Genomic DNA, 22,735 nt, shown 5'->3' with positions numbered 1-22,735 from the left:
TAAGGACGGTCTGGAGTCCTACGCTCCATTTGCAGGTGCGCGAGATAGTTATTGACGTTTAGAGACTAGATTTTTGCTTCGGCAGATGTTTTGAGCAAAGTGCTTGCCTGGAGCAGCGAGAATGCTGTTTACTCGGAGAACGATGCGGCGCCCTTTGTTTACGATCTGTGTGTTGGTTTCTGCGTTCCTTTATGGGGGGATGTGTCAGGCACAGAAAACGCAGGCGACCTATGGATACTACCTGAACGGAGAACCTGTCCGGAGCCTTGCTCCGTCCGGTGCTTCCGCAGTTGTTCTTTTTTTTGCCGCGTCCGATTGTCCGATCTCCAATCGTTATGTACCGGAGATGCGACACATTGAAGAGGAATTTGCAGCTCGGGGTGTAGTGCTGTGGTTCGTTTACCCAAATTATGGAACGACTGCCGATGCTGTGAAGCAACATGAAGCAGTTTACGGCTCTGAAAAACACGTGCTGCTCGATCCGGATCATCAACTCGTTACTCTTGCTCGCGCCAAGGTCACACCTGAGTCTGCAGTTCTTGTTCCGGAGCCGCGCGGCGGTGATACTTTTCGTTCTGTGTATCACGGGCGCATCGATGATCGCTATGTCCGTCTTGGACAGGAACGGCCCAAGGCGACTCAACATGATCTGGAGAGAGCGATCTCCGACGTTCTTGAAGGTCACGTAGTGCAGCAGCCAAACGGGCCCGCTGTGGGCTGCGGAATCATAGGACATCCATGACATCATCGGGCGCGAAACACGTTTCCGCGATACTCTTATGCGCCGGTGTATTTCTCGCGTTTTGGGCGAAGCCATTCCATGTCCGCGTTCAGGCTGCCACGGCTCCGGTTACTTTCAGCCGGCAGATCGCGCCCATCTTGTATAAGCAATGCAGTAGCTGCCATCATCCTGGCGGCTCTGGCCCGTTTAATCTGCTTTCCTATGCCGATGCGAAACGATGGGGAATACAGATTAAGACCGTGACCCAAAGCCGCTACATGCCTCCCTGGCTACCCGAACCGGGTTTTGGTAATTTTGCCGATAGCCGTCGACTCTCCGCAGAAGATATCGCTTTGCTCAAGGAGTGGGTCGAGAGTGGCATGCCTGAAGGTGATTCCCGAGAGGCGCCGAAAGCACCGGTCTTTTCGGGAGAATGGCAGCTCGGGATGCCCGACCTCGTTTTGAAAGTGACTTCGCCGATGCAGGTTCCCGCGTCCGGAACTGATCTTTTTCGCAACTTCATTCTGCCTGTGCCGATTACGGAGACCAAGTACGTTCGCGCTATGGAGATCAGGCCAGGAGCCGCACAAGTGGTGCACCACGCGAATATGCTGATCGATCGTACTGCCTCATTGCGTCGTCAACATCCCGACGACTGGATGCAAGGAGTTCCTGGTATGGAGCTCACTGTCGATTCTGGCGACACTTTCGACCCTGACAGTCATTTTCTCTTTTGGAAGCCCGACTCTCCGGCTCTTATCGAGCTGAGCGGTATGCCCTGGCGGATCGATCCGGGCAATGACTTGATTCTGAATATGCATCTGAAGCCCACTGGCAAGGTAGAGACATTGCAAGCTACCGTGGGTCTCTATTTTGCGGACAAGCCTGCTACGGCACATCCTATGCTTTTGCAGTTGGAACATGACGGCGCCATTGATATTCCTGCTGGAGACGCGGCGTTTGTTATCGAAGATGAGCTTAAACTCCCCGTCGACGTCGATGTTCTGGGAGTCTATCCGCATGCTCATTATCTTGGAAAGAGATTGGAGGGCTACGCCATACTGCCCGATGGAGAAAAGAAATGGCTGGTTCTTATACGAGATTGGGATATCGATCGGCAGTCAGTCTACCGTTTTCAATCGCCGACGTTTCTGCCGAAAAACACGGTCCTGCACATGCGTTACACCTACGATAATTCCAAGGGCAATGTTCGCAACCCAAACAGTCCACCTTTGCGAGTGAAGGCCGGGAACCGCTCTGTCGACGAGATGGGCCACCTGTGGCTTCAGGTTCTGCCGCGACCTCTGCCGCATACTGAGGAAGATCCGAGGGTCCTTCTCGAGCAGGCATGGATGCAGAACAATCTGCGGAAAGACCCCAAGGATCATACTGCACTTTACAATCTTGCTTCTGCAGACATGATTTCAGGCGACTATAGGCCTGCCGTCGATCTCTATCGCCGCATTCTGACAGCGGCACCGACAGATGTCCGAAGTCTGATTGCTCTTGGAACGGCACTCGACGGCATCGGAGACTGGCAGCAGGCACAGGGCGAGTACGAGAGGGCGTTGACTATCGACCCCCAGAGTGCCGATGCACGCTTCGACCTCGCGCATCTTGAAGCTAAACATGACAACTACGTGGCAGCCGAACAGGAATATCGTCGCCTGTTGGTGGAGAATCCAAATGATGCTGTTTCACATAATGAGCTGGGGGGAGTGCTCGTTACAGTTGGCCGCACCGCAGAGGCGCGGCAGGAGTTTGAATCGGCGATCGCTATTGCCCCGAACTTCGATGCGCTGTACAACCTGGCCGGCATTGAAGCGGATAACAACGAGTTGCCCGGCGCGGCGGTGTTATTAGAGCGCGCTCTGAAACTGCGGGACGACGCTGACGCGCATCAGTTGCTTGGGAACATCTATGCTCAGTCCGGAAAACTTGCCGACGCGCTAGATCAGTTCAAATCGGTTCAGACTCTGCGGCCTAAAGAAGCGGTGCCGCACCGGCAGCTTGCCCAGCTCTATTCTCAGATGGGACAACTGCGTGACGCAATTAATGAACAGAACGCAGCTATTAGTCTGGAGCCAAAGAATGCAGATGATTGGAATAATCTAGGTGTATTGCACGCTCGTAACGGAGAAGCTGGGTTGGCCCGCAAAGACTTCGAGCACGCTCTGATGCTGGATCCTCAACATGCAGCGGCGCGGGCGAACCTGGCACGTCTTTGATTGTCGAAACCGATTCTCGATGCCGTTAGATCTAGTTGTGTTGGTAATGATCTTCTTTAGGGAAAGACAGAATCGAGTTCGCGGCAAGTCCATGGATAAACTTCAACAAAACGGGCTCTCTGCCTTGAAGGCGATATTGGTTGGTTTGATTGCTCTCTCCAACCTTGGTTTCTCGCAAGAACCTTCGGCTGCACTGAGAAAGGCAGATGCGGCGTATCGTGCTGGGCAAGCTGCGTTGGCTCAGAAGGATCTAAGCGCGGCACAGACAGACTTTGAGCAGGTCGTCCAATTGGCTCCGCAGGCTGAACAAGGGCACAGCGCACTTGGTGCAGTCCTGGTGAATCGTGGCGATGTGAAAGAAGGTATTCGGGAGCTTGAACGAGCGCTCGCGATTAAGAGTACTGACAGCACCGCGCAGATGAACCTCGCGTTGGCGTATGGACAGATTGGTGCGTCCGAGAAGGCTATTTCTTTATTTTCCAAGGTGGAAGCGGACTCACGTTTACAGAAGCATGCACTTCCTTCCTATGTATTGGCGGGATACGCACGCTCACTTGCGGCGAATGGACAGATCGGCCCGGCGATAACGAAGATGAAAGTCGCGCTCGCGATAGATCCTCAGAATGCAGAGTTGCATGATGAGATGGGATCGCTCTATGCGCAGCAGAAAGTCTGGAATCACGCGCAAGAGGAATTTGCGGCGGCGATTCACTTGAATCCGGATTTAGTAGCTGCACATCTACATCTTGGTTTGGCGATGCGGGCCCGAGGCGAAGGGGACGCGATGCCGGAAATGATGGAGGCATCGCGACTCGCTCCACAGAATGTGACGATCGGATTGGAACTTGGGAAAGCTCTTGTGGCGGATGGAAAGGACGAGCAGGCGATTCCGATTTTCGAACATGTGTTGCAGCAGGAGCCAAATTCGATTTCGGCATCGTACCAACTTGCACTCGCTTTGCAGCGATCCAATAGAGTACAGGAATCGATTGCATTGTTTAAGAAAGTAGTAGCCGCCGAACCGAGCAACGCTGAAGCTATGACGAATCTTGGAATGGCGCTCGGCCAGGTGCAACAGGCCAAGGACGCGGTTCCAGTTCTGCAACGCGCCATTTCCATTGCCCCGGAGAGCGTGACGGCGCATCAGAATCTTGCAGCCGCTTATGTGCAGTTGAGCCAGTTTAGCGACGCGGTGGCGGAATTGCATCAGGCACTGAAGCTGGCGCCTGATGCGCCACAGTTGCATTATGACCTCGGCCTTGCGCTCAAGATGCAGGATGATGCGGCGGGCGCGATACCAGAGTTAGAGACGGCGCAGAGGCTTGATCCGTCGGCAGCCGAGGCCCCTTATCTCCTCGGCGTCCTCTATATGCAGTCGGGACGGTATGAGGATGCGGCGCGTGAGATGAATATCTCGCTCAAGCTTCGTCCTGAGAACGGAGATGGATGGGCGGCGCTAGGAAGTGTCTACGACAAGTTAAATAAGCTGCCTGACGCTACGATGGCGCTGCGTGAGGCTATCCGCCAACTCCCTCGCCAACCTGACCCGCATCTGACGCTTGCGGCGGTCTTGACCAAACAGAATCAACCTGGTGAGGCAGCTGCAGAACGGAAGAAAGCAGCGGAGCTTATGCGGGGCAATATGAACCGTCAGCGTGCCGAGGTCGCTACCAACGCCGGGAACTCTGCGCTGCGCAGTGGCGATGTGGAAGGGGCCAGTACGCAATTTCATGATGCGTTGAGTTATGACCCGAAGTATGTGGAAGCGCATCTTGGGCTTGCGGCAGCACTGGAGAAGCAGGGCAAAACCGCAGAGGCAGCAGCGGAGCGCCAGGAGGCTCAGGCTTTGAAGACGGCTGGCAATCCCTAATTCTGCGTGAGTCGGACACGGAGCAAACGCCAGATGTAGCGAAAGCCGCCCGTGTACAGTGTCTCTGAGGGTTCGCTATAATTCAGCGCACAGTAGACAAGGCAATCAATGAAGCACGCTTCGATGAGAGTTGTCCGAACCATCAAACTGCTACATACTTTCGGTGTTGGGGCTTGAGGAATTTGAAAAGAAAATTCACTGACTTGAATCGCCGCAAATTCATTCGATCCCTGAGTCGCACCGCACTGGTGCTTCCGTTCGCGGATATTCTGGCGCTGGCTTCGCCGTTGCAGCAGACTCCGCCACCAGTCAAGGGCATAGGCCCGCAGGAACGCAGCTACGACGCAAAGCCAGCCCCTCCGCCACCTGGGGAAAAGTCTCCATTAGAGGACACGCCGCTGGGGTTGAGTTTTCTTGACGTCGCGAAGGAAGCAGGCCTTACGGCGAAGACAATCTATGGCGGGGAAGCAAAGAATAAGTATCTGTTGGAGACTACCGGTTGTGGCTTGGCGTTTTATGACTACGACAATGACGGCTGGCTTGATCTGTTCTTCGTCAACGGCTGGCGATTGGAGGGTTTTCCCTCGGGACAGGAGCCACGGTGCCACCTGTTCAAAAATAATCGAGATGGAACATTCACTGATGTAACTATCGGGTCCGGCTTGGAGCATAAGACGGGCTGGGGGCAAGCATGCTGCGTTGGCGACTATAACAACGACGGCAATGATGATTTGTTTGTGACGTACTACGGGCAGAACGCCCTCTATCGCAATAACGGCAACGGAACCTTTACCGACGTGACACAACAGGCAGGTCTTATTCAGCCTGGACCGAAGGTGCGCTGGAATACAGGATGCACGTTTGTCGACTACAACCGTGATGGGCATCTTGATCTGTTCGTTGCCAACTATGTCGATTTCGACTTGAAGACCGCGCCCTTGCCGGAGGATGGACCGTGTACTTATAAGGGAATGCTCGTGGCGTGCGGCCCTCCGGGGCTACCTGGCGGCCGAAACATTCTTTATCGTAACAATGGCGATGGGACATTCAGCGACGTCAGCGAGAAGTCCGGAATGTGGACTGCTGTGGGAACCTATGGACTTAGCGTTGCCGCTTCAGATCTGGACAATGATGGTTGGCCGGATATCTATGTCGCAAACGATTCGGCGCCAGCCACGCTCTATCTGAACCAGAAGGACGGGACCTTTCGCGATATCGCAATCGAGGCTGGAGCGGCGCTGTCGGCCGAGGCCAAACCGCAAGCAGGGATGGGCGTTTCGATTGGAGATTATAGCCACAGCGGTAATCTCGACATTGTGAAGACGAATTTTGCAGGTGACACGGATTCGCTGTACACCAACATGGGAGATGCGACGTTCGAAGACCATACCTATCCAAGCGGTTTAGGCGAAAATACGCGGCTGCTCGGATGGGGGGTTGGCTTCTTCGACATGGATAACGATGGGTGGCTCGATATTCTGATGTCGAATGGCCACGTTTATCCCGAGGTCGACAAATCGAAGGCCGATCTAAAGTACGCGGAACATAAGTATCTTTATCGAAATTTGCGCAACGGCCGTTTTCAGGATGTCACGAATAAAGGTGGCCCTGGAATTCTAGAGGATGTACCTGCCAGGGGCTGTGCTTTTGGCGACTACGATAACGACGGAGATTTGGATATCGTGGTCAACTGCATAAATGCAGCGCCTCAGCTTTTACGTTGCGACTCGACCCTGAATCGAAACTGGATCAAGATCAAACTGGTAGGAGTAAAGTCCAATCGTTCGGGCATTGGAAGCCGGGTGATTGTGACGGCCGCAACGACGCCTGGTGCCCAGAAGCCTTCAAGACAGCTTGATGAACTACGGAGCGGGGGCAGCTATTTTTCGCAAAACGATATGCGTATGCACTTCGGGCTGGACCAGGCCAAGAAAGTGGATAGCGTGGAGATCCGTTGGCTTAGCGGGCAGGTGGATGTACTGACAGATCTTGAAGTCAACCAGCTCTATGTCGTTCAGGAGGGTGGAAAGATTGTGAAGGCTGGACCGCTCAAAGCCGCCAAACGGAAGGGCTAGTTGCCTAAGCTCGGCTGCATATCGCGAAATTCGGTCTCAGGCACGAAGAAATAGTAGCTCGCAGAGCTACATCTTCTGTTGACAGGGAAGCGGGGAAAGTTGAAACTCAAGCACCATGCGACTAACTATTCTCAGCCTTCTGGCAACTGTTTTGTTGCCGTTGCCTAGCCTCGCACAGGTTCCTGTCTTTAAAACGACTCCCGAGGACAGCGCGATCAAGTTTTACGTTAAGGCCTCGGTCGCTCTCGTCGGTAAATTCGATAAGTGGGACGCCTCTCTGAAATTCACCTCTTCGGATGTAACGACAGGGGTTTTGGATATCAAGATTGCGGCGGCCACCGTTGATACTGGAAGTGGGGTAAAGGACGGCAAGCTGAAGAGTAAGGATTTTTTCAACGTCGAGGAGGATCCGACGATCGAATTTCGATCAACGAAGGTTGTGCAGACCAGCCCGGATACTTTTGACATTATGGGGAATTTTTCCATACGGGGTGTCTCCCGACCTGAGACGTTGAAACTGACGGTTACGGGTAAGGGCACTGGTGCGGGCGTTATCAACGGTGTTATGGCGTTCGATCGCAAGGATTATGGCATGACGAGTGGGATCCCGTTTGTTAAGATCGCCGACCGCGTTGAGGTAGATGTGGACCTGAAAGTACAGCAGGTTAGTGGGCCACGACTGGTCTATAAGGAATAAGCCGTTCGTCGCCAATTTTTCCGCCCATTGCTCAATGGCTAAAGTCGCAGGCAAATCCTTTCTTTGAATTTAGATGAAACGCAGGCTGAGGTAATATCGTTTGCCTCCCTGACCAGTGGGTGCTGGCGGGACTGCGCCGCGAGAGGATCGATACTGACCTTCGAGACCTGTTCGCGCACAAACTCGTCGCCTCTTTGCGGACCTTGTGAGACTTTTCGAATAGGTTTTTGATAACCGTGGAGTAGGAACGGCTTTTATGTTGCAGTGGCTATGTCAAACGTTGCCAAGGTGGCTCTGGTACCCGCGATTGAATGGTGAATCAATGGAGCCGGGGCTGCTTTCGGTAGCCACGACGGAGGCGGAGATGGTTCACATTCGTTGCATGATCTTAGCGGGGTTGGTTTTCGAAGCTGTGTTTCTGACTGCATTGCCGGGATACGCCTGGCAACAGGACCAGCCAAAGGACAGCATGGCCGGAATGAACATGAGTGCCGGCAAGGGCAACATGAACGATATGGCTGATATGAAAAATATGGGACCGAGTATGGCTGCCATGGCCGGTCACATGACCATCACGCCAGTGTGGCCGAAGGAGCCGGGCGATGAAGCGAAGGCTAAGGAAGTTGTGGCAGAAGCTAAGGCGACCATGGAGCGCTACAAAGACTATCGCAACGCTTTGGCTGACGGATATGTGATTGCGAATCCGAAACTCGAGCAGCCCCAATATCACTTCAACAAAGAGGCCAACGCACGGGATGCTGACTTCCATTTCGACCCAAGCAAACCGACGTCGCTGCTTTACCGTCGAACTCCGTATCAGCAGTACAAACTAGAAGGTGTGATGTATACGGCTCGGCCAAACGCGAGCGCAGAGGACCTGAACGAGCGCATCCCGCTCAGTGTCGCGCGGTGGCATGAGCATACCAACTTCTGCGAGGCCCCTGCAGACCGAGTTAAGGACTACCAAGCCGCCCATCCGAAGTTCGGCATGTTCGGCTCCATCAATACGAAACAGGCCTGTGAGGCAGAGGGCGGCATCTTTCACCCCTATATGTTTACCTGGATGATCCATGTCTTCCCTTATGAGAGCGACTTTAAGGACGTCTTCTCGATGAATGACGACGTGCCTCATGTCCATTGACAATCTTCGGAAGCATGGACGACTTCTATCTTGAGATCACAAAGGATTTCAGGTGGGTGCCATCGTAGTAGAACTGCTTTGCAGGGCCTACGAGTTTTTCGTAAACGAAGGACTCTCGGGAGATCGTGGCTTTAGTGCCGTATAGGTCCTGGTAGTGGCCGGGCCGGAGTTTCCAGACGACGAAGGGATCTGCGACCTGGGTGGGAGGGACAACGACCGCGGTGACGGGAAGATTTTTTTTGAAGAAAACGAGTGTGAGTTTCTCAGTCGGATTTTTCTGATCGTCCCGCTGGATCGTCGCCACCAGATACGACGACTTTCCTTTGGGGTAGAAGTTTCCAGCAGTTACTCCCGGGCATTCGCCTGGGTGATTGACCCTGAAGATCTGAGGATCGTTGCCTGAGAGATCCTGCGGTTGCACGATCGTCCAGTGGTCCTGCTCGACGGCCGACCTTACAGACTGGGGCAGATTGCTCAGGCAGTCTTGTGCGTACGAATACGTGGTGAGGAAGGTGATTGCCAGGAGCATGCCTTTATAGAAGCTCATGGGATTAGCTTCATACTGCGTCCGGGTTTGGGCGATACATCCTTTGGGGGAGAGAGAACGGTTTGGGCTTTCAAGCGCAGAGGCCCACATCTCCGATGTCGAGATGTGGGGGCGGTGGAATGCCAGAGGTCTTCGCCAGCCAGGGCGACTGGAGTTAGAGGTTTCGAGCTCTGTTGCCGGTAACCAGGCGTAGGAGCAGGGTAAGGAGGACAGCTCCGACAATGGCTACGATGACGGTGTAGATGAGGCCACCGGAACCGGCATAGCCGAGTTTCTGCATGATGAAGCCGCCGACGATGGCTCCAATGATGCCGATGACGATGTCTCCGATTGCGCCGTAACCGCTGCCCTTCATGAGCTTGCCTGTGAGGAAGCCAGCGATGAGGCCTACGATGATCCACCAAATGATGAACATTTATATTTCTCCTTATTGTTTTTGAATTGGGCCCGTGGCGAGTTGTCTGACAGACAAGCGGAATGGTGTCCGATCAATACTTGCGGCTCACATCCGGGGGTCTTAGGTGTCAGACCCGTTTCTTTCGCTGCGGGTTGTTTGTCTTCAACACTTTATGCTCAAATTCGGCGGATGTCCCAAGAAGAGACCTTGGGATTGCACCAGCGCAGACGGCCGCCTGGCGACCGTGGATGGGATGCCTGAGGTGAGTGTGTGACGTAAGATTGCCTGCGTGATAGCAAATCATTTTTCCTGGCACACTGCGGTGAGTGCCCTGGGGCAAACGACTTTTGGGCGGCTCCTGTCGGCGTTGACGCTTGGCGCTTGTGTGGGTGCCGAGCGCCAGTGGAGACAGCGCGCGGCGGGATTGCGCACCAACACATTGGTGTGTTTTGGGGCCGCGGCTTTCGTCGATCTGGGTTTGACGATTTCGCCAGGAACGACGCAGGTTATCGCGTATGTGGTGTCCGGTGTGGGATTTCTTGGCGCGGGCGCGATTATGAAAGATGGTGGAAATGTGCGCGGATTGAACACAGCCGCCACACTGTGGTGCTCCGCCGCTGTTGGGGCCTATGCTGGCGCGGGCAAGGTCTTTGAGGCTGCTTTTGTTGCGGCTTTGCTGGTTGCGATCAATTCGGTGCTACGCCCGCTGTCGCGGTTTATCGATCGACGTTCTCTGTCGGTGGTGGAGACGCATGCGCTTTACCGATTGAGGCTTGTCTGCGATGTGGAACATCAGACGGAGGCGGAGTATGAGTTGACTCGCGCGATTGCTGAACGTTCCCTTGTATTGCAAAAGACGCATGCGGAGAGGGTGGAAGATACGGACCACTCTATTATCCAGGTGATTCTGGAATCGCCTACGCACGATGCCAATGTTTTGAATGCGGTGGCGGCGGAGATGCGGGCGTATCCGTGGACGGAGTCTGTGGAATGGACTGAGACCGGAGGCGAGGCGGAATAGACGTTTTGTGTTTTCGTCGACGGTTCGAAATATGTGGGGCGCATTATTTTTTCTGGCTGGAGATTCTGGTGTTTTTGCTGGGTATTTTGCGAAAAAGGCATGTTTGGATGTGGTTTTTTGGTGGTGAGAACGTGGTGGAATGCGTGGTAAACGTGGTGTTTTGACAGTCACTTTTTCGGTGGTGAAAAATGCGCCAGGTTTTTGGGATTTATTTTTCGGGATTTCCGTTTTGGGCTGGTGGGAGTTGTCTGCCAGGGAGCGAAGGCGGTTCGTGCTGTCGCACGAATGCCCACATCTCAGAGTCGAGATATGGGGCACCCGATGCAATGGAAGGTCGCCTGCCGTACAACAGCTCGTCAGGCTGGAGGCTTGTTGTTGAACAGGCTCAAACGAGAGAGGACTACCTGCTTCACTGACTCCACTGCGGATGGCAGGATTTTGTAGGGGACGACTTCGTCTGGGTTTTTGGCGAGGCCTTCTTCGAGGCCACGTCGCCAAGCGACGCGAAGCTCGGTGTTGATGTGGATGATGTTGATGCCGGCGGCGATTGCCTTGTGGAAGTCTGCGTCGTTGGTTGCCGATCCGCCGTGGAGGGTGATGAAGGTTTTGACGGCCTTTTTGATCTCGGCGATTCTTGGGATGTCGAGGTGCTTGGTTGCTTCGCCGTGGACCATGCTCTTGAGCATGCCGTGCATGTTGCCTACGGCGGGGGCGAGGATGTCGATTCCGGTGGCGTCGACATATTGTTTCGCCTGTTCGGGAGAGGTCAGGCCGCGTGTGAGGTCGGGGGCTTTGTCATGTATCTCGGAGCCGGTGCCGATGTCGCCGATCTCGCCTTCGATGAGGATGGCGGGGTTGATCGCTTTGAGGGCTTCGACGGCTTCTTTGGTTTGGCGGACATTTTCTTCGAACGGCAGAGCGGAGAGGTCAAAGACGATGGAGTCAAAGCCGGCTTTGGCCGCCTCGATGGCTTTGGGCAGGGAGTGGGTGTGATCTGCGTTGAGGAAGATCGGGAAATCGGACTCCTCGCGGATGCTACGCACGAGAGCGCCAAGCTGACGGGTTCCTAAAAACTCGCGTTCGCCTTCTGAAGCTCCGACGATGACGGGAACGTTCAGTTTTTTCGCAGCTGCGAAGACCGCCTTCAACAGAACCAGATCAGAGACGTTGAAGTGACCGACGGCTACTCCGTTTTTCTGAGCCTGATCTAAGACATTTCTCAATATGTGCATATGAATCTCCCCCTTGGGCTGATATCTGATGTGCTGCAGACACGTGCAGTAGTTTACCTCTGGTCTTTCACAAAGACGTGAAAGCGCGCCTTCGATATTGAGAGTCCGCGACCGCGCTGTTGGATTTATTTTTGGGGGGACTGGTCGGTGAGGGGTTTGACGTCGCCGCAGTTTGAGGAGAGAAACTTTGCGGTGAAGGTTTTGCTCATCTCCATGTTGATGGGATGGTCGTGGGAGCTGCCGACAATGGTGGAGTGGCTGGAGCCGGTGAAGTGTTCAGCGTCGGCGAGCTGGAAGTCGGAGTGAGTCTTTGAGGTGGCGTGGGCGCTGGTGCAGGTGGTGTCGAACGCGATGTGGTTGGCGGTCTGGACCTTGTTGGACATGGTGCACTGGACTTCAGGCGCGGATTTGGTCATGGCGGCGAGATAACCGCTGATGGTGGTTCCGGCGGTGAAGCAGGCCTGGCTCACGATGGGCTCGTTGTCATTATCATTGAGGCCCATCTTTGCGACGATCTGCGTATTCCACAGTCCCGGTTTGATGGGGATGTCGGCGAGCTGGCCGGGCAAAGCTGAGACACCGATGAGGAAGAGGGATGCCGTGCAAAGGGTGAGGTGGCGGGAGGGTCTCCGAGGGTTCATTTGGATGCTCCTGGAGTGGATTGTTACCGGTGCACGGGAGGAGTTTAGCACGCAGGTTGGCTGTGGGGTGGAGCGGACGCGTGCTGCTACACGGTGCTCACTCATACGATGAAGCCGCATGAGTGAGCACCGTGGGATCGACGGCGCTATTGCTCACACCGGTGTCATTTTGGATGCCCTTCGTTGTGGTTTTCCGGCTGGTGTTGTTGCAGTTGTTGCTGTTGCGCGGTGTGGCGCTGTTCCATTTGCTGGGTCTGTTGTTGGTGTTGGTGCTCCAGCTGCTGTTTTTGCGCGTCGTTTGCAGCCTGCTGCGTAGCTCGCTGATGCTCGGCATCTTGTTTTTGCTGAAGCTGCTGGTGCTCCTGGTTCTGTTTTGCGATCAGCTGATTCTGCTGCTGCTGATATTTTTGATCGAGTTTCGCGCTTCCAGTATTTGGAGGTGCAGGCGCCTGGTGGGGCTGTACCTCGCTTGCGTGGTTAAAGTTCGCGGGTTGAGATTCTGTGTTCGGGCGATTGGCTGGTGGGTGATAGGGCGCTCCAGCTTCGTGAGCGGCGACGACGTCATGGCCGTTGAACTCTCCGGGTCTCGCGGTTGCGGCGATTGGAGGCTTGCCCTGATTTGTCGAAGCGCGGAGCTGTGGGTTGGAGCGTGCTGCCTGGTAGTGTTGCACCTGAGCGGGGACCGGTGCGATGTGGCGCTCACGATCTGCCGCTTCTTCTTGTGGGGTAGCACGTGCTTCGACGCCCCCGTTGCCACCGTTGTAGCTGACTCGGTTGATGACGGTGGTGTTGTGGACGATGGTGGTGTTGTAGGTGTTGTGAATGTTGTTGACGTTTATGTTGTTGACGGTGCGGTTATAGAAGAAGTGATTATTGTCCCATCGGCCTCCCTCGTAGCCGTTGCCGAAGTAGCCGAAGCCGTAGCTGATTCCGCCGTAAAAACCGACCTGCGAGCCCCAGTAGCCCTGATGGAAGAGGTATCCGCTGCCGCCCCAGCCCCACCAGCCAGGGGTCCAAAGATAGCCGACCTCGGGGGCGAGGACCCAGGTGCCTGGAACCCAATAGTAGTCGCCGTAGTCAGCGTCCCAGGCCCAGTAGCCGGGGGTCCAGATGTAGCCGTCGCCCGGGCAGATGGGCTGCGTGTAGACGGGAAGTGCGGGTGGTCCGAAGGAGACGGAGATGCCGACCTGAGCGAAGGCAGTCGAGGAGATGACTGCTAAGAGGAAGCCGAGTAGAAGATTTCGAATGGATGGTTTTGTGCGCATGGTGTTTGCTCCTGAGAGAAACTCGCGTTGCAGTTATGAACAGGGGAGTTGAGGTTTAGTTGTCGTTATTTTTGACAAAACGGTCGCCCCTGATGCGCAGTCAGGTTAGACCTCTGGAGCCTGCTGTGTCACATTCTTATGTCGTGTTCTCCGACGATGGTGAAGGCGGGGAGCAGATTGGTCATGATGAGCAGATCTCGAACCTTTTTGCCGATGTGGCGCAGCTCGAGCTCGCAGCCCTTAGTGCGGGCAGAGACGTAGATGCGGACGAGTGCGCCCAGTCCCATGCTGTCCATGTGGGTAAGGTCTGAGAGGTCGAGGATGACGCGTTGGTGTGTGGGGAGGAGCTGGGAGACAGGAGCGTAAAGCAGCTCGGTGTGGCCGGCTAGTAGTTTGCCGTGACAACGGACGACGGCTGTGCTGCCGCGATCTTCAATCTCGAGCGTGAAGGGTGGCGGGGTGGCGACAGACATGAGTGCTCCTCTGAGAGCCTATTCTATCGTGCTGATTTTCTGGATGGGCCGCTCGCCCGTTAGTCACCTTTATCTGAGTGGTGGGTGTACTTGCGCAGGAGAAACTCCTGTACCAAGGCGTTGGCGATTCGGCCGCCGGAGTTGACGAAGAAGCTGGTGAAGACGATCCCTGGCCCGCGATTGCTATCCGGATAATAAAGATTGGTGAGGGACGATGCGATCAGATCGCCGCCCATGCTGGAAAAATTGACCTCGTTTTTGCCGTTGTCCCCTCTGCAGATGAATGGAGCTGATATCGCGTGAAGGGCGCGAGATTTCTTGGTGCCGGTGCCCTGGTAGAAGTAGCGCGGATCCTGATGGAGAAGCGAAGGCAGAACGGCGCCGCCGATCATGATGTTAGAGAAGCTGTCGGCATAGGCGGCACCGAAGCGTTGACCATAGCCCTTCCAACCTTGCTGGTAGTCGGGATAGTCGGCTGCTTGATTGATTGCTGCGATGAAGAAATCGCCGGCGATACTGGCTACATCGGTGCCGGCTCTGAAGGCGAGTTCATACTTCAGCTTCGACGTAAGCGGGACAGGGTTCTTGTCGTAAGAAACGTAGAAGTTGGGAATGATGCCAAAGACGCGTTGCTTCTCTGCAGCCTTCACCTCTTCGAGAGCCAATTGTTCTACTGTGACGGCGGAGACGGTAGTTTCGACGATTGCTGCCTTGAGCTTGATGTCGGTCAGTTCGAATGACTGGCCAGGACTGATTGTGACGGGAGGCGAGGTCCAATCGCCGAACCCATTCGCTTTTATGACAATCTCGTGAGGGGTCGTTGGGTCGACACTTTTAAGGACGAAAAATCCTGTCTCGTTCGCTGTAACTGTCTGGGAGTCGCTTGAAGACGGCTCATCCAATGTGATTGTGGCGTCGGGAATAACGAGCCCATCGACATCGGTCACGTCGCCGCTGATGCTTCCGCGCTGGGGTCCGGGCGCGAGGGCCTGTTGGCCTAACGCGGTGATCGGAGCGACACCCAGGATGAGTGTCAATAAAAGTCGGCAGAAGCGCATTTAGATTAGCCTTTAGCGTTGGTCTACTAAAAAAGATGCGGCAGCCTTACCGAAGGGTTCAGGCATTCATCATTCTTTAGACGAAGCGACCGTCGTGAGTGTTTGTTACTCGGCTTATGTTGAAGATCACAGGTGCTTTATCAGGGCTAGCCAGCCGGAAGGGAGACCTTCATGTGGGCCGCGGTATCGGTACCGATTCGGTCATTTACATTGCAAAATTGGGATGCCGTCGTCGGAGCGCTGAGCGCTGCTGAGTTGTCTCTTTGATGATAACAGCTGAGGAGCAGCGGTGATAGCGTAGCGGCCAATTTATTGGGGCGCCGTGATGCTTAGTTTGGTTTGCCGAGCCAGGAGTATTGCCACGCTAGTGAGACGTTCTGATAGTTCCCGCCGAAGCGGATGTATGTACCATTACTATAGTTGATCTTTATGGATTGGTGCTTGCCGATCGGGACGGAGGCTGTGCCTCCGATGCGGGAGCCAGTCTGTTTGGTCTGCAGATTCTGAATGCCGTTGAGTGTTGTGACGCCGCCAAACCAGAAGTTGCCATCAAGCGATACCCAATAGCGCGGCTTCAAATCGTAGCTCAAGTGGCCTTCCAGGGAACCGATCGGTGCTTCGGTCTGAGGCTTCGGGGTGGGTTGATCGAAGGACGCGGGATTGGTGGTGTAGAACCACGCTCCGCCGTAGCCGTCGAGAACCCAGTGGTTCCAGCGTTTTGAATAGCCTAGTTCCGGTTTGAAGGCCCAGCGATTGATGCCCCAATTTACGAGCTTCGTGGGGTCATATTGCCCGGTTGGAGCAATGATCTTTACGCTTAGGCCGATCAATGTCTTTTGCTTCCATTTTGAGAACACCTGCGGCGTCATCGCGGGACCGCCCCTCAGGTTTACGGAGAAGCGGATGGATGTGTCTAACAGGCCGGAGCGATAGATGGCTTGCTGTTGGCCCATCACTGTGCCTGTGAAGTTTCCAACTGCGTAGGGCAATGACGCGGTGAGGTTCGCAGAACGTCCGAAGAAGTTCAAGGTGTGGTAGAGGCTGAAGATAGGGACGTTGTAGGTTCCGGTTGCGCCTGAGATGGGGACTGTTCCGTTGAAATCCACGCCGCCATCAAAGTAGGCCCAGGTGAGGATGACTGCGTTCGAATGGATGGGGGTGATGACGTATGCTCGCGGCGACAGATCCTGGGCATGGATCGCCGCCGAAGATAACGCGACCAGACTCGACAAGAGCAGGACGGAGCGACGTCGCATGGGATACCCGCTCCGCTACTATACCAATCCCTTGCAGGCGTTCCGTTCGCTCCTACTACATGCTGCCGAACACCACGAGGGCTACGCTCTTCGGACGCTCTGATCGTTGCTATGGGATCGGCCAGGGGATGACTTTGCGAAATACATGGAGGAGGGAATCAAGGCAGCTGCCTCCGGCATCTGTCTCGTAGCCGCATTGAAGTTCAAATCTTTGGATGGAGCCTGATTGTGAACGGCGCGTTCGTGGAGTGTTGCGGCGGGGCCAAGGCGTCTAAGTAAACCCAAAGGAGCAGCGAGGATGCAGATTACGGCGGAGCAGGCGGAACGGGTCTTGAAGGCTTCCATACTGAAGGCGAAAGAACTCGGGATTTCAGTTTGCATTGCAATCCTTGATTCGGGAGGCCACTTGAAAGCATTTCATCGCATGGATGGAGCGTGGCTTGGAGTGATCGATATCGCCATGAAGAAGGCGAAGACGTCGGCCCTCTTTGAAATGGAGACGCAAACCGTTGACAACTACAGCAAAGCAGGGGGAGACGCGCATGGAATGGAGATCACCAATGGCAACCTCGTTACGTTTGCCGGCGGAATTCCTTTCAAGAACGTCGATGGGCACGTGATCGGGAGCATCGGTGTGTCGGGAGGGACGTCGGCTCAAGACTATGTGGTCGCTCAAAGCGGCCAATCGGCGTTGAAAGTCTAACTAACAAGAAAGGAGATCACTCATATGCAGGAGATATTGATCACGGGAGCAGGCTCCGGATTTGGTGAAGGAACCGCTTTGGGACTGGCGCAGAAAGGGCACAACGTCATAGCAGCGGTTCAGAGCTGGCCACAAGTGACAGCTATGCGGGAAAAAGCCAGCTCGCTCGGCCTCAAAACATTGCGAGTCGAGAAGTTGGACCTGCTCGATAAGTATGATGTGGCGCACGCGCTCAAATTCAAGTTCGACATTCTGGTGAATAACGTGGGCATAGGCGAGGGAGGGCCTATGTCCGAGATTCCGGTTGATCTGGTGCGGGAGAACTTCGAAACGAATGTCTTTTCGGCTTTGGATTTTACCCAGCGCGTGGTGCGGAACTGGGTGGCCTCGGGGGTTAAGGGAAAGGTGGTATTCACGTCCTCAGTTGTTGGACTACTCACGGTCCCGCCAATTCCCGCGTATGCCGCGAGCAAACATGCTGTGCAATCTATCGCTGAAGCAATGTACGAGGAGTTGAAACCGTTCGGGATTCAGGTTCAAACCATCAATCCCGGACCCTACCTTACCGGTTTCAACGAGACTGTGGTTGAAGCCGGTCTGCGCTGGCTCGACGATGACGTGAACTTTATCAAGCGCGACGCCTTCAAGAAAGTGGTCGATGGGCTGCTCGGTAAACCTGAGGGAAGACTCGATCCAAAGGACATGATCGCAAAGATGATTGAAGTGATTCCTTCTCGCGAGGGGAAGTTTCTCAACATCTTTCCTCCTTCGTCGGAAGAATGGGTTAAGAGTTACCAGCAGCAACTCTACGATCGCACTATCTGACAGGCGATTGATAGGTGTCCTTACGGCCTCTCGTTTTTGCAAGTTCGGTTGAAGTTGCCGACAACGCCGTTTTTCGCCAGCCCGTATGATTTGGTGAGCCATTCTGACTCTCACGCTTGCAAGGGAACCCCTATGAAAAGGCCGGACCACCCGTTCAGCATCCTCATGTTTATAGCGACGATGGCGTGTTGCTCGCTGTCCGTAAGGGCGCAGCTCGTAATCCAAAAACAAAACGCCCAGCGAGCACTCGCTGGGCGTCTAATGTTGAGCATGAATTAGAACTGATACTTGAGCGCAAACTGGATCTGCCGCGGAACATAGTTGGCTGAGCCGCTTGTGATTTGCCCGACATTGTTTGCTGTGTAGGTGTACTGGTCCGGATTTCCGGCGGTAGGTACAGCATTATAGGTATTGTTTGGATTGGCGAAGTTTGTTGTGTTCACGATGTTGAATGCTTCTACACGGAACTCAAGGGTGGACTCTTTGTAGACAGGGAAGCTCTTGAAGACCGAAAAGTCAATCTGACGGAAGTGTGGCCCATAAAGGGGATTTCTGGCTTCGGAGCCCAACGTTCCAGAAAACTGCGGCTGAAACGCCGTCGTGTCAAAGAATTCGTTGAGGTTAAATCCACTGCGGTTGGCACTGTGAATTTGGTTCGGACGCGAATTGCCTGTAGAGCCGTTCGTTGTACTTACAACGCCGTTATTTTGAAGCACTGTAAAGGGGAGGCCGCTTGACCAGCGCAGCAGAGTATTTGCCTGCCAACCTTTGCCAGCCAATGCTGCGACGCCTTTTAGGTTCTTGCCGAACGGCAGTTCGTAATTCGCAGTGAAGTTCAGGCGATTCCGGAGATCAAGGTCGCTGTTGCCGTACTCGATCGTGCTGAGTTGGGTAGGAACGGCTCCATAGCCATCATTGACCTCGTTGCTGTATCCCAGAACATTGTCAAGGCTGTGCGCCCATGTATAGTTGGCCCCGACCGTCAGGCCCGCCGTAGCACGTCGGGTCAACGAAATCTGTAGTGCCTGATAGTTGGAAGCGCCCGTACTTGTGAACTGGGCAATCTGCGTTGCGTTGGGCAAAGTGGTGTGGTATGGACGCAAAGTGTTAAAGGAAGCTGCAGGCGTTGTCCCCTGCTGGACAGCCAATGCGGCGAGCGCAGAATTGGAGATCAGAACTGGGGAGTTCTGGTCATTGGTGATCTGCGCCAGATGCCGGCCGAGTTCACCGACATACGTAATCTCTAACACGTTAGCGCCAAAGCTCCGTTCCAGGCCAAGGTTGAATTGTTCGAGGTATGACGTACGGAACCCTGCATTTAGAACGCCGTTGACACTTCCCGAGGGATTCGTGGCGCTGGATTCTGTGGGTAGAGGCAGACCTTGTGAGAACCGAGTTGGAGCAACGCCGGTTGCAGGGTTTACCAGGCAGCCACCGTTATTGCATTGGTAGTCAGAGACGAACGGCTGGGCTTTTTCTGACCCGTTCGATGTGTAGTTTCCTTGGAAGTAAGACATTCCGAAGCCCCCGCGGAGCACCAGGTTTGGCTTTGGCGTATAAGCGAAACCGAACCGAGGGCCAAGGTTGCTGTAGGTGGGGTTGAGTCCTGCGTATTTATTGACACCATTCTGACCAGCGACCAGCAGAATACCGCTCACGGGATCGAAGTTGGTCAGTGCATTTTTCACTTCGGTAAAGGGGGTCAGCACTTCATAACGCAGGCCGATATTAAGCGTTAGATTCGACGCAGCGTGAAAGTCGTCTTGAACAAAAACGTCTGGCTCCCAATTCCTATAGTGCGGTGGGACGAGGTCGTTAGAACGTTGCACATTGGCGAAGTTGCCTTGGAGCAGAGCTGCGAGTCCCGTGGCATCCTGGTTAAGAGCATTGAACGTATAGTCGCCGATGCCATAGTTGTTTTGCAGATTCTCGGCCTGGCGCCGAATTAAAGCTGCACCGACCTTGACGCTGTGTTTGCCATGGTTGATCGTGAGTGAGCCGTTCTCCTGGAAGGTGTTGTCGATATCTTTAATTGGAATAAAGGCACCGTCGCCGATGTCGCCGTAACCAGCTGTTGAAGCTGGCGTAAGACCCGACGTGGTGGCATCGAGGTTAATTCCGGGCAAACCCAGCGCTTCGCTTGCATTTACACCATAGTTGAGAGGCAGTGATTGATTGTTGACGCGTGTGAACCCAAAGCCGAGTTGGAGAAGAACATTCGAATTGATGGTGCGCACAAAGTTAATTTGCGCATTTTGCGCCGTGTCGATTGCCGCGCCATAGTAGTTGAAGATCGCTCCGCCTGGAGCGATGTTCAGACCGGCTAAATTAACGGTCGGGAAAAGACCCGGAAAGTTCGATGGAACCTTGTTATATGTGTAACGACCATAGACCAGATCCTTTTGGTCAATCTGCCAGTCAACACGTCCATCGTACGTATCCGAGTTGCGGGTAGTTACCGGAGAGGCCGTAAAGCCTTGTGTGTTTGGATTGCCCGGACTTGCAGGGGTGTTGGCCAGCGGGTAGAGCAGAGCGTAGTTCAGGCCGGCCTTATCGATCGGGCCGCCATCAGCGAGTTGCGCACTGATCGCCGCCATATTTCCGCTATGGAGAAGTGCATACTGCGATGGAAGCAATGTTTGGAATGTCTGTGGGTTGGCGCCCAAAACCTGACGCAAGCCTTCGTAGTCGCCGAAGAAAAAGAGCTTATTCTTCACGATTGGTCCACCAAACGAACCCCCAAACTGATTTTGACGTTGTTCAGGCTTCGCAAGGGGCTGACCATTCGCCTGCGTCGCGCCGAACTCAAATGGTGTTGCGTTCAGCGCGTCATTTTGAAAGAACTCATACGCTGAACCGTGAAAATCATTTGTGCCTGATTTGGTGATGATATTGATAACCGCACCACCAGTACGCCCTACCTCTGCCGAGTAGTTGTTCGTCTGAACGTTAATTTCCTTGATTGCTTCAATGGAAGGCCGAATACCGATACCACCAATGATGCGTTCGTTGTTATCGAGACCGTCGACGAGCTCGTCATTCAGAATCTCCGATTGGCCATTCGCTACTACCGCCGAGGTCTGACGACGGTCATCCGGACGCGCGCCGCTTGTTAGTCCGTTACCTGGACCTTCATTCGCACCGGGCGTGATCTGCACGAGGTTAATGTAGTTGCGTCCGCTAAGCGGCAAATCCTGCACAGACTGATCAGTCACCGTGTGCGAGATGCTAGAGCTGTCTGTCTGCAGTGCAGGAGTTTGTGCGGTCACCGTCACCGTGGTGGATTCTAATCCCAGCGCAAGCTTGGCATCTTCGCGAGCGCGGTCCCCGGCGTTCAGGGCGATGGATGGGATAATAAAGGACTGAAAGCCAGTTTCTTGGATTTGTACCGAATAGTTACCAGGGCCAAGCTGGGTAAAAGTGTAATCGCCTGATCCGCCTGAATGTATAGTCCTTGATTCCTTTGTTCCTAAGTTAGTGAGTATCACAGTGGCGTTAGGTACGCTTGCGCCGGTGGTGTCGGTCACTGTTCCAGTTATGTCGCCTGTAGTGCTCTGTGCTGATAGGAAAGGTGTAACTGTGAAAGCGAGGCATCCGCTGAATAAAACAGCTTGCGCTTTTGAACGGATGCGTAGATACGGGGCCCTTGAAAACATTTGCTTCTTGATGCTGTGCGTCATTGGTTTCCTCATGCAATGCAGTAGAGCGCGTAAATGGCCGTACTGCTGCACTTAGCAGCTTAAGCTGTTCACTAGACAGCTGGCAATGCGTAGAGCGTGCGCGATTCTGCAATTGCCGGCTGGCTCTATACAGAGTCATGTATGACGGCGTGAATTTCGCTTAGATGCAGCTTGTCTCGTAAAGGAGGGCTGCTCGGTTTTGTCTGCTAAGTGGTGTAGCTGGCGTCGGCTGGGTCCGATAACGAGGCTAGCCGAACGGATCCCGCAACACTGTCTAATTGGTAAGAAGCGCCTTCGAGCTCACGGATACCTCATTGCCTAAAGTAGCTAGCTTTGTGAGTGGCCTCCGAATAATCTCCAGCTAAAACCAGAAGCTCTATTCACTTCTTTGCTTGGAGGTACTGGTTGATATGGCTAGAGTTTGTGGCGATGACTGCCGCAACCCAGAGCGCTTCCTCAAATAAATAACCCATAAGCTGATAGTCTGGACCGGATGAGAATGGGACACATACCCGAGCAGACTAACCTCTACCGATCGGACTCGACGCCGTAGAGATTGTCATGCGCAGTGAAGAACTGTTCGTCATAACCATAGAAGGCGACGAAGCTGCTGCTGTCGGTGCTGTAGAGGACTTCTACAACCCGATCTGTCGGAAGTTGAATGTGACCCCGCTCAATCCCCCGTCACCTCGACAAAGCTTCCCACAATTAATGGACAAGGAAAAGAAGTTCTTGTTTCTTTCCACGCACACGCCGCTGCCAGCCCTGCCGGAAGTTCTCCCTGGGTCAACCACAAAGTGTGTGGGACGCTCTGGTCGCCGTCTTTGTTGATCAACAAGGTTTGAAACGAGAAGAGATTCTCTACAACGCCCGCATCGTCGAAGACGTTGGCGTCGACTGAGTCA

19 protein-coding genes are annotated in these 22,735 nt (G+C 54.2%); 10 read left to right on the top strand and 9 right to left on the bottom strand.

Features of this window, described 5'->3' with window-relative positions; all coding sequences use genetic code 11:
- Positions 1-121: 121 nt before the first annotated feature.
- The 6 genes from HDF14_RS15875 to HDF14_RS15850 all read left to right on the top strand — a co-directional run bounded on the left by HDF14_RS15875 (position 122) and on the right by HDF14_RS15850 (position 8,732).
- Positions 122-742 carry a redoxin domain-containing protein gene (locus HDF14_RS15875; protein ID WP_183978471.1) on the top strand — a complete coding sequence of 207 codons (621 nt, stop codon included), beginning with the start codon at positions 122-124 and terminating at the stop codon, positions 740-742.
- Positions 739-2,949 carry a tetratricopeptide repeat protein gene (locus HDF14_RS15870; RefSeq protein WP_183978469.1) on the top strand — a complete coding sequence of 737 codons (2,211 nt, stop codon included), beginning with the start codon at positions 739-741 and terminating at the stop codon, positions 2,947-2,949. The genes HDF14_RS15875 and HDF14_RS15870 overlap by 4 nt, the downstream gene beginning before the upstream one ends.
- A gap of 91 nt (positions 2,950-3,040) precedes the next feature.
- Positions 3,041-4,819, top strand: a complete 1,779-nt coding sequence (locus HDF14_RS15865) for a tetratricopeptide repeat protein (protein WP_183978467.1) — start codon at positions 3,041-3,043, stop codon at positions 4,817-4,819.
- A gap of 203 nt (positions 4,820-5,022) precedes the next feature.
- Positions 5,023-6,894 (top strand): CRTAC1 family protein, encoded by a 1,872-nt coding sequence (locus HDF14_RS15860; protein WP_260698310.1) that lies wholly within the window; start codon positions 5,023-5,025, stop codon positions 6,892-6,894.
- Between the two features lie 115 nt (positions 6,895-7,009).
- On the top strand, positions 7,010-7,591 hold the full coding sequence (locus tag HDF14_RS15855; RefSeq protein WP_183978465.1) for a YceI family protein: 582 nt from the start codon (positions 7,010-7,012) through the stop codon (positions 7,589-7,591).
- Positions 7,592-7,955: 364 nt separating this feature from the next.
- Positions 7,956-8,732 (top strand): hypothetical protein, encoded by a 777-nt coding sequence (locus HDF14_RS15850; RefSeq protein ID WP_183978463.1) that lies wholly within the window; start codon positions 7,956-7,958, stop codon positions 8,730-8,732.
- Between the two features lie 25 nt (positions 8,733-8,757).
- On the opposite strand, the gene HDF14_RS15845 is transcribed toward HDF14_RS15850, so the two are convergent.
- Positions 8,758-9,279, bottom strand: coding sequence for a hypothetical protein (locus tag HDF14_RS15845; RefSeq protein ID WP_183978461.1), 522 nt, complete (start codon positions 9,277-9,279; stop codon positions 8,758-8,760).
- Positions 9,280-9,433: 154 nt separating this feature from the next.
- Positions 9,434-9,694 (bottom strand): GlsB/YeaQ/YmgE family stress response membrane protein, encoded by a 261-nt coding sequence (locus HDF14_RS15840; RefSeq protein WP_183978459.1) that lies wholly within the window; start codon positions 9,692-9,694, stop codon positions 9,434-9,436.
- 271 nt (positions 9,695-9,965) lie between these two features.
- On the opposite strand from HDF14_RS15840, the gene HDF14_RS15835 reads away from it, so the two are divergent.
- A complete protein-coding gene (locus HDF14_RS15835) occupies positions 9,966-10,697 on the top strand; it encodes an MgtC/SapB family protein (RefSeq protein WP_221304715.1) in 732 nt (243 codons plus the stop codon).
- A 356-nt stretch (positions 10,698-11,053) separates the two neighbouring features.
- On the opposite strand, the gene HDF14_RS15830 is transcribed toward HDF14_RS15835, so the two are convergent.
- The 6 genes from HDF14_RS15830 to HDF14_RS15805 form a co-directional block, all read right to left on the bottom strand.
- Positions 11,054-11,929: a class II fructose-bisphosphate aldolase gene (locus tag HDF14_RS15830; protein ID WP_183978457.1), complete on the bottom strand. Its 876-nt coding sequence runs from the start codon at positions 11,927-11,929 to the stop codon at positions 11,054-11,056.
- Between the two features lie 125 nt (positions 11,930-12,054).
- Positions 12,055-12,570, bottom strand: a complete 516-nt coding sequence (locus HDF14_RS15825) for a DUF3617 domain-containing protein (protein ID WP_183978456.1) — start codon at positions 12,568-12,570, stop codon at positions 12,055-12,057.
- 164 nt (positions 12,571-12,734) lie between these two features.
- Positions 12,735-13,835: a YXWGXW repeat-containing protein gene (locus tag HDF14_RS15820; RefSeq protein WP_183978453.1), complete on the bottom strand. Its 1,101-nt coding sequence runs from the start codon at positions 13,833-13,835 to the stop codon at positions 12,735-12,737.
- A 128-nt stretch (positions 13,836-13,963) separates the two neighbouring features.
- Positions 13,964-14,308, bottom strand: coding sequence for an STAS domain-containing protein (locus HDF14_RS15815; RefSeq protein ID WP_183978451.1), 345 nt, complete (start codon positions 14,306-14,308; stop codon positions 13,964-13,966).
- A 59-nt stretch (positions 14,309-14,367) separates the two neighbouring features.
- A complete protein-coding gene (locus tag HDF14_RS15810; RefSeq protein WP_183978449.1) occupies positions 14,368-15,366 on the bottom strand; it encodes a carboxypeptidase-like regulatory domain-containing protein in 999 nt (332 codons plus the stop codon).
- Positions 15,367-15,695: 329 nt separating this feature from the next.
- Positions 15,696-16,622: a transporter gene (locus HDF14_RS15805; protein WP_183978447.1), complete on the bottom strand. Its 927-nt coding sequence runs from the start codon at positions 16,620-16,622 to the stop codon at positions 15,696-15,698.
- A 298-nt stretch (positions 16,623-16,920) separates the two neighbouring features.
- Between HDF14_RS15805 and HDF14_RS15800 the strand changes: the two genes are divergently transcribed.
- Together HDF14_RS15800 and HDF14_RS15795 are read left to right on the top strand one after the other, a co-directional pair.
- Entirely contained in the window at positions 16,921-17,325 is a 405-nt protein-coding gene (locus HDF14_RS15800; RefSeq protein WP_183978445.1) for a GlcG/HbpS family heme-binding protein, read from the top strand.
- Between the two features lie 24 nt (positions 17,326-17,349).
- Positions 17,350-18,150, top strand: coding sequence for an SDR family oxidoreductase (locus tag HDF14_RS15795; protein WP_183978443.1), 801 nt, complete (start codon positions 17,350-17,352; stop codon positions 18,148-18,150).
- 275 nt (positions 18,151-18,425) lie between these two features.
- On the opposite strand, the gene HDF14_RS15790 is transcribed toward HDF14_RS15795, so the two are convergent.
- Positions 18,426-21,881 (bottom strand): TonB-dependent receptor, encoded by a 3,456-nt coding sequence (locus HDF14_RS15790; protein ID WP_183978440.1) that lies wholly within the window; start codon positions 21,879-21,881, stop codon positions 18,426-18,428.
- 510 nt (positions 21,882-22,391) lie between these two features.
- Between HDF14_RS15790 and HDF14_RS15785 the strand changes: the two genes are divergently transcribed.
- Positions 22,392-22,661 (top strand): hypothetical protein, encoded by a 270-nt coding sequence (locus HDF14_RS15785; RefSeq protein ID WP_183978437.1) that lies wholly within the window; start codon positions 22,392-22,394, stop codon positions 22,659-22,661.
- Positions 22,662-22,735 lie beyond the last annotated feature (74 nt).

Source organism: Tunturiibacter gelidiferens, from assembly GCF_014201335.1.
GTDB classification, from domain to species: domain Bacteria; phylum Acidobacteriota; class Terriglobia; order Terriglobales; family Acidobacteriaceae; genus Edaphobacter; species Edaphobacter lichenicola_E.
The sequence above is the reverse complement of the archived record's forward strand: the minus strand, read 5'-3'. Positions and strand labels throughout refer to the sequence as shown.

What these genes read in the sequence shown, in the direction of transcription:
- HDF14_RS15875 (WP_183978471.1), top strand. Translation starts at nt 122, where the DNA reads ATGCTGTTTACTCGGAGAACGATGCGGCGCCCTTTGTTTACGATCTGT.
- HDF14_RS15870 (WP_183978469.1), top strand. Translation starts at nt 739, where the DNA reads ATGACATCATCGGGCGCGAAACACGTTTCCGCGATACTCTTATGCGCC.
- HDF14_RS15865 (WP_183978467.1), top strand. Translation starts at nt 3,041, where the DNA reads ATGGATAAACTTCAACAAAACGGGCTCTCTGCCTTGAAGGCGATATTG.
- HDF14_RS15855 (WP_183978465.1), top strand. Translation starts at nt 7,010, where the DNA reads ATGCGACTAACTATTCTCAGCCTTCTGGCAACTGTTTTGTTGCCGTTG.
- HDF14_RS15850 (WP_183978463.1), top strand. Translation starts at nt 7,956, where the DNA reads ATGGTTCACATTCGTTGCATGATCTTAGCGGGGTTGGTTTTCGAAGCT.
- HDF14_RS15845 (WP_183978461.1), bottom strand. Translation starts at nt 9,279, where the DNA reads ATGAGCTTCTATAAAGGCATGCTCCTGGCAATCACCTTCCTCACCACG.
- HDF14_RS15840 (WP_183978459.1), bottom strand. Translation starts at nt 9,694, where the DNA reads ATGTTCATCATTTGGTGGATCATCGTAGGCCTCATCGCTGGCTTCCTC.
- HDF14_RS15830 (WP_183978457.1), bottom strand. Translation starts at nt 11,929, where the DNA reads ATGCACATATTGAGAAATGTCTTAGATCAGGCTCAGAAAAACGGAGTA.
- HDF14_RS15825 (WP_183978456.1), bottom strand. Translation starts at nt 12,570, where the DNA reads ATGAACCCTCGGAGACCCTCCCGCCACCTCACCCTTTGCACGGCATCC.
- HDF14_RS15820 (WP_183978453.1), bottom strand. Translation starts at nt 13,835, where the DNA reads ATGCGCACAAAACCATCCATTCGAAATCTTCTACTCGGCTTCCTCTTA.
- HDF14_RS15815 (WP_183978451.1), bottom strand. Translation starts at nt 14,308, where the DNA reads ATGTCTGTCGCCACCCCGCCACCCTTCACGCTCGAGATTGAAGATCGC.
- HDF14_RS15810 (WP_183978449.1), bottom strand. Translation starts at nt 15,366, where the DNA reads ATGCGCTTCTGCCGACTTTTATTGACACTCATCCTGGGTGTCGCTCCG.
- HDF14_RS15805 (WP_183978447.1), bottom strand. Translation starts at nt 16,622, where the DNA reads ATGCGACGTCGCTCCGTCCTGCTCTTGTCGAGTCTGGTCGCGTTATCT.
- HDF14_RS15800 (WP_183978445.1), top strand. Translation starts at nt 16,921, where the DNA reads ATGCAGATTACGGCGGAGCAGGCGGAACGGGTCTTGAAGGCTTCCATA.
- HDF14_RS15795 (WP_183978443.1), top strand. Translation starts at nt 17,350, where the DNA reads ATGCAGGAGATATTGATCACGGGAGCAGGCTCCGGATTTGGTGAAGGA.
- HDF14_RS15785 (WP_183978437.1), top strand. Translation starts at nt 22,392, where the DNA reads ATGCGCAGTGAAGAACTGTTCGTCATAACCATAGAAGGCGACGAAGCT.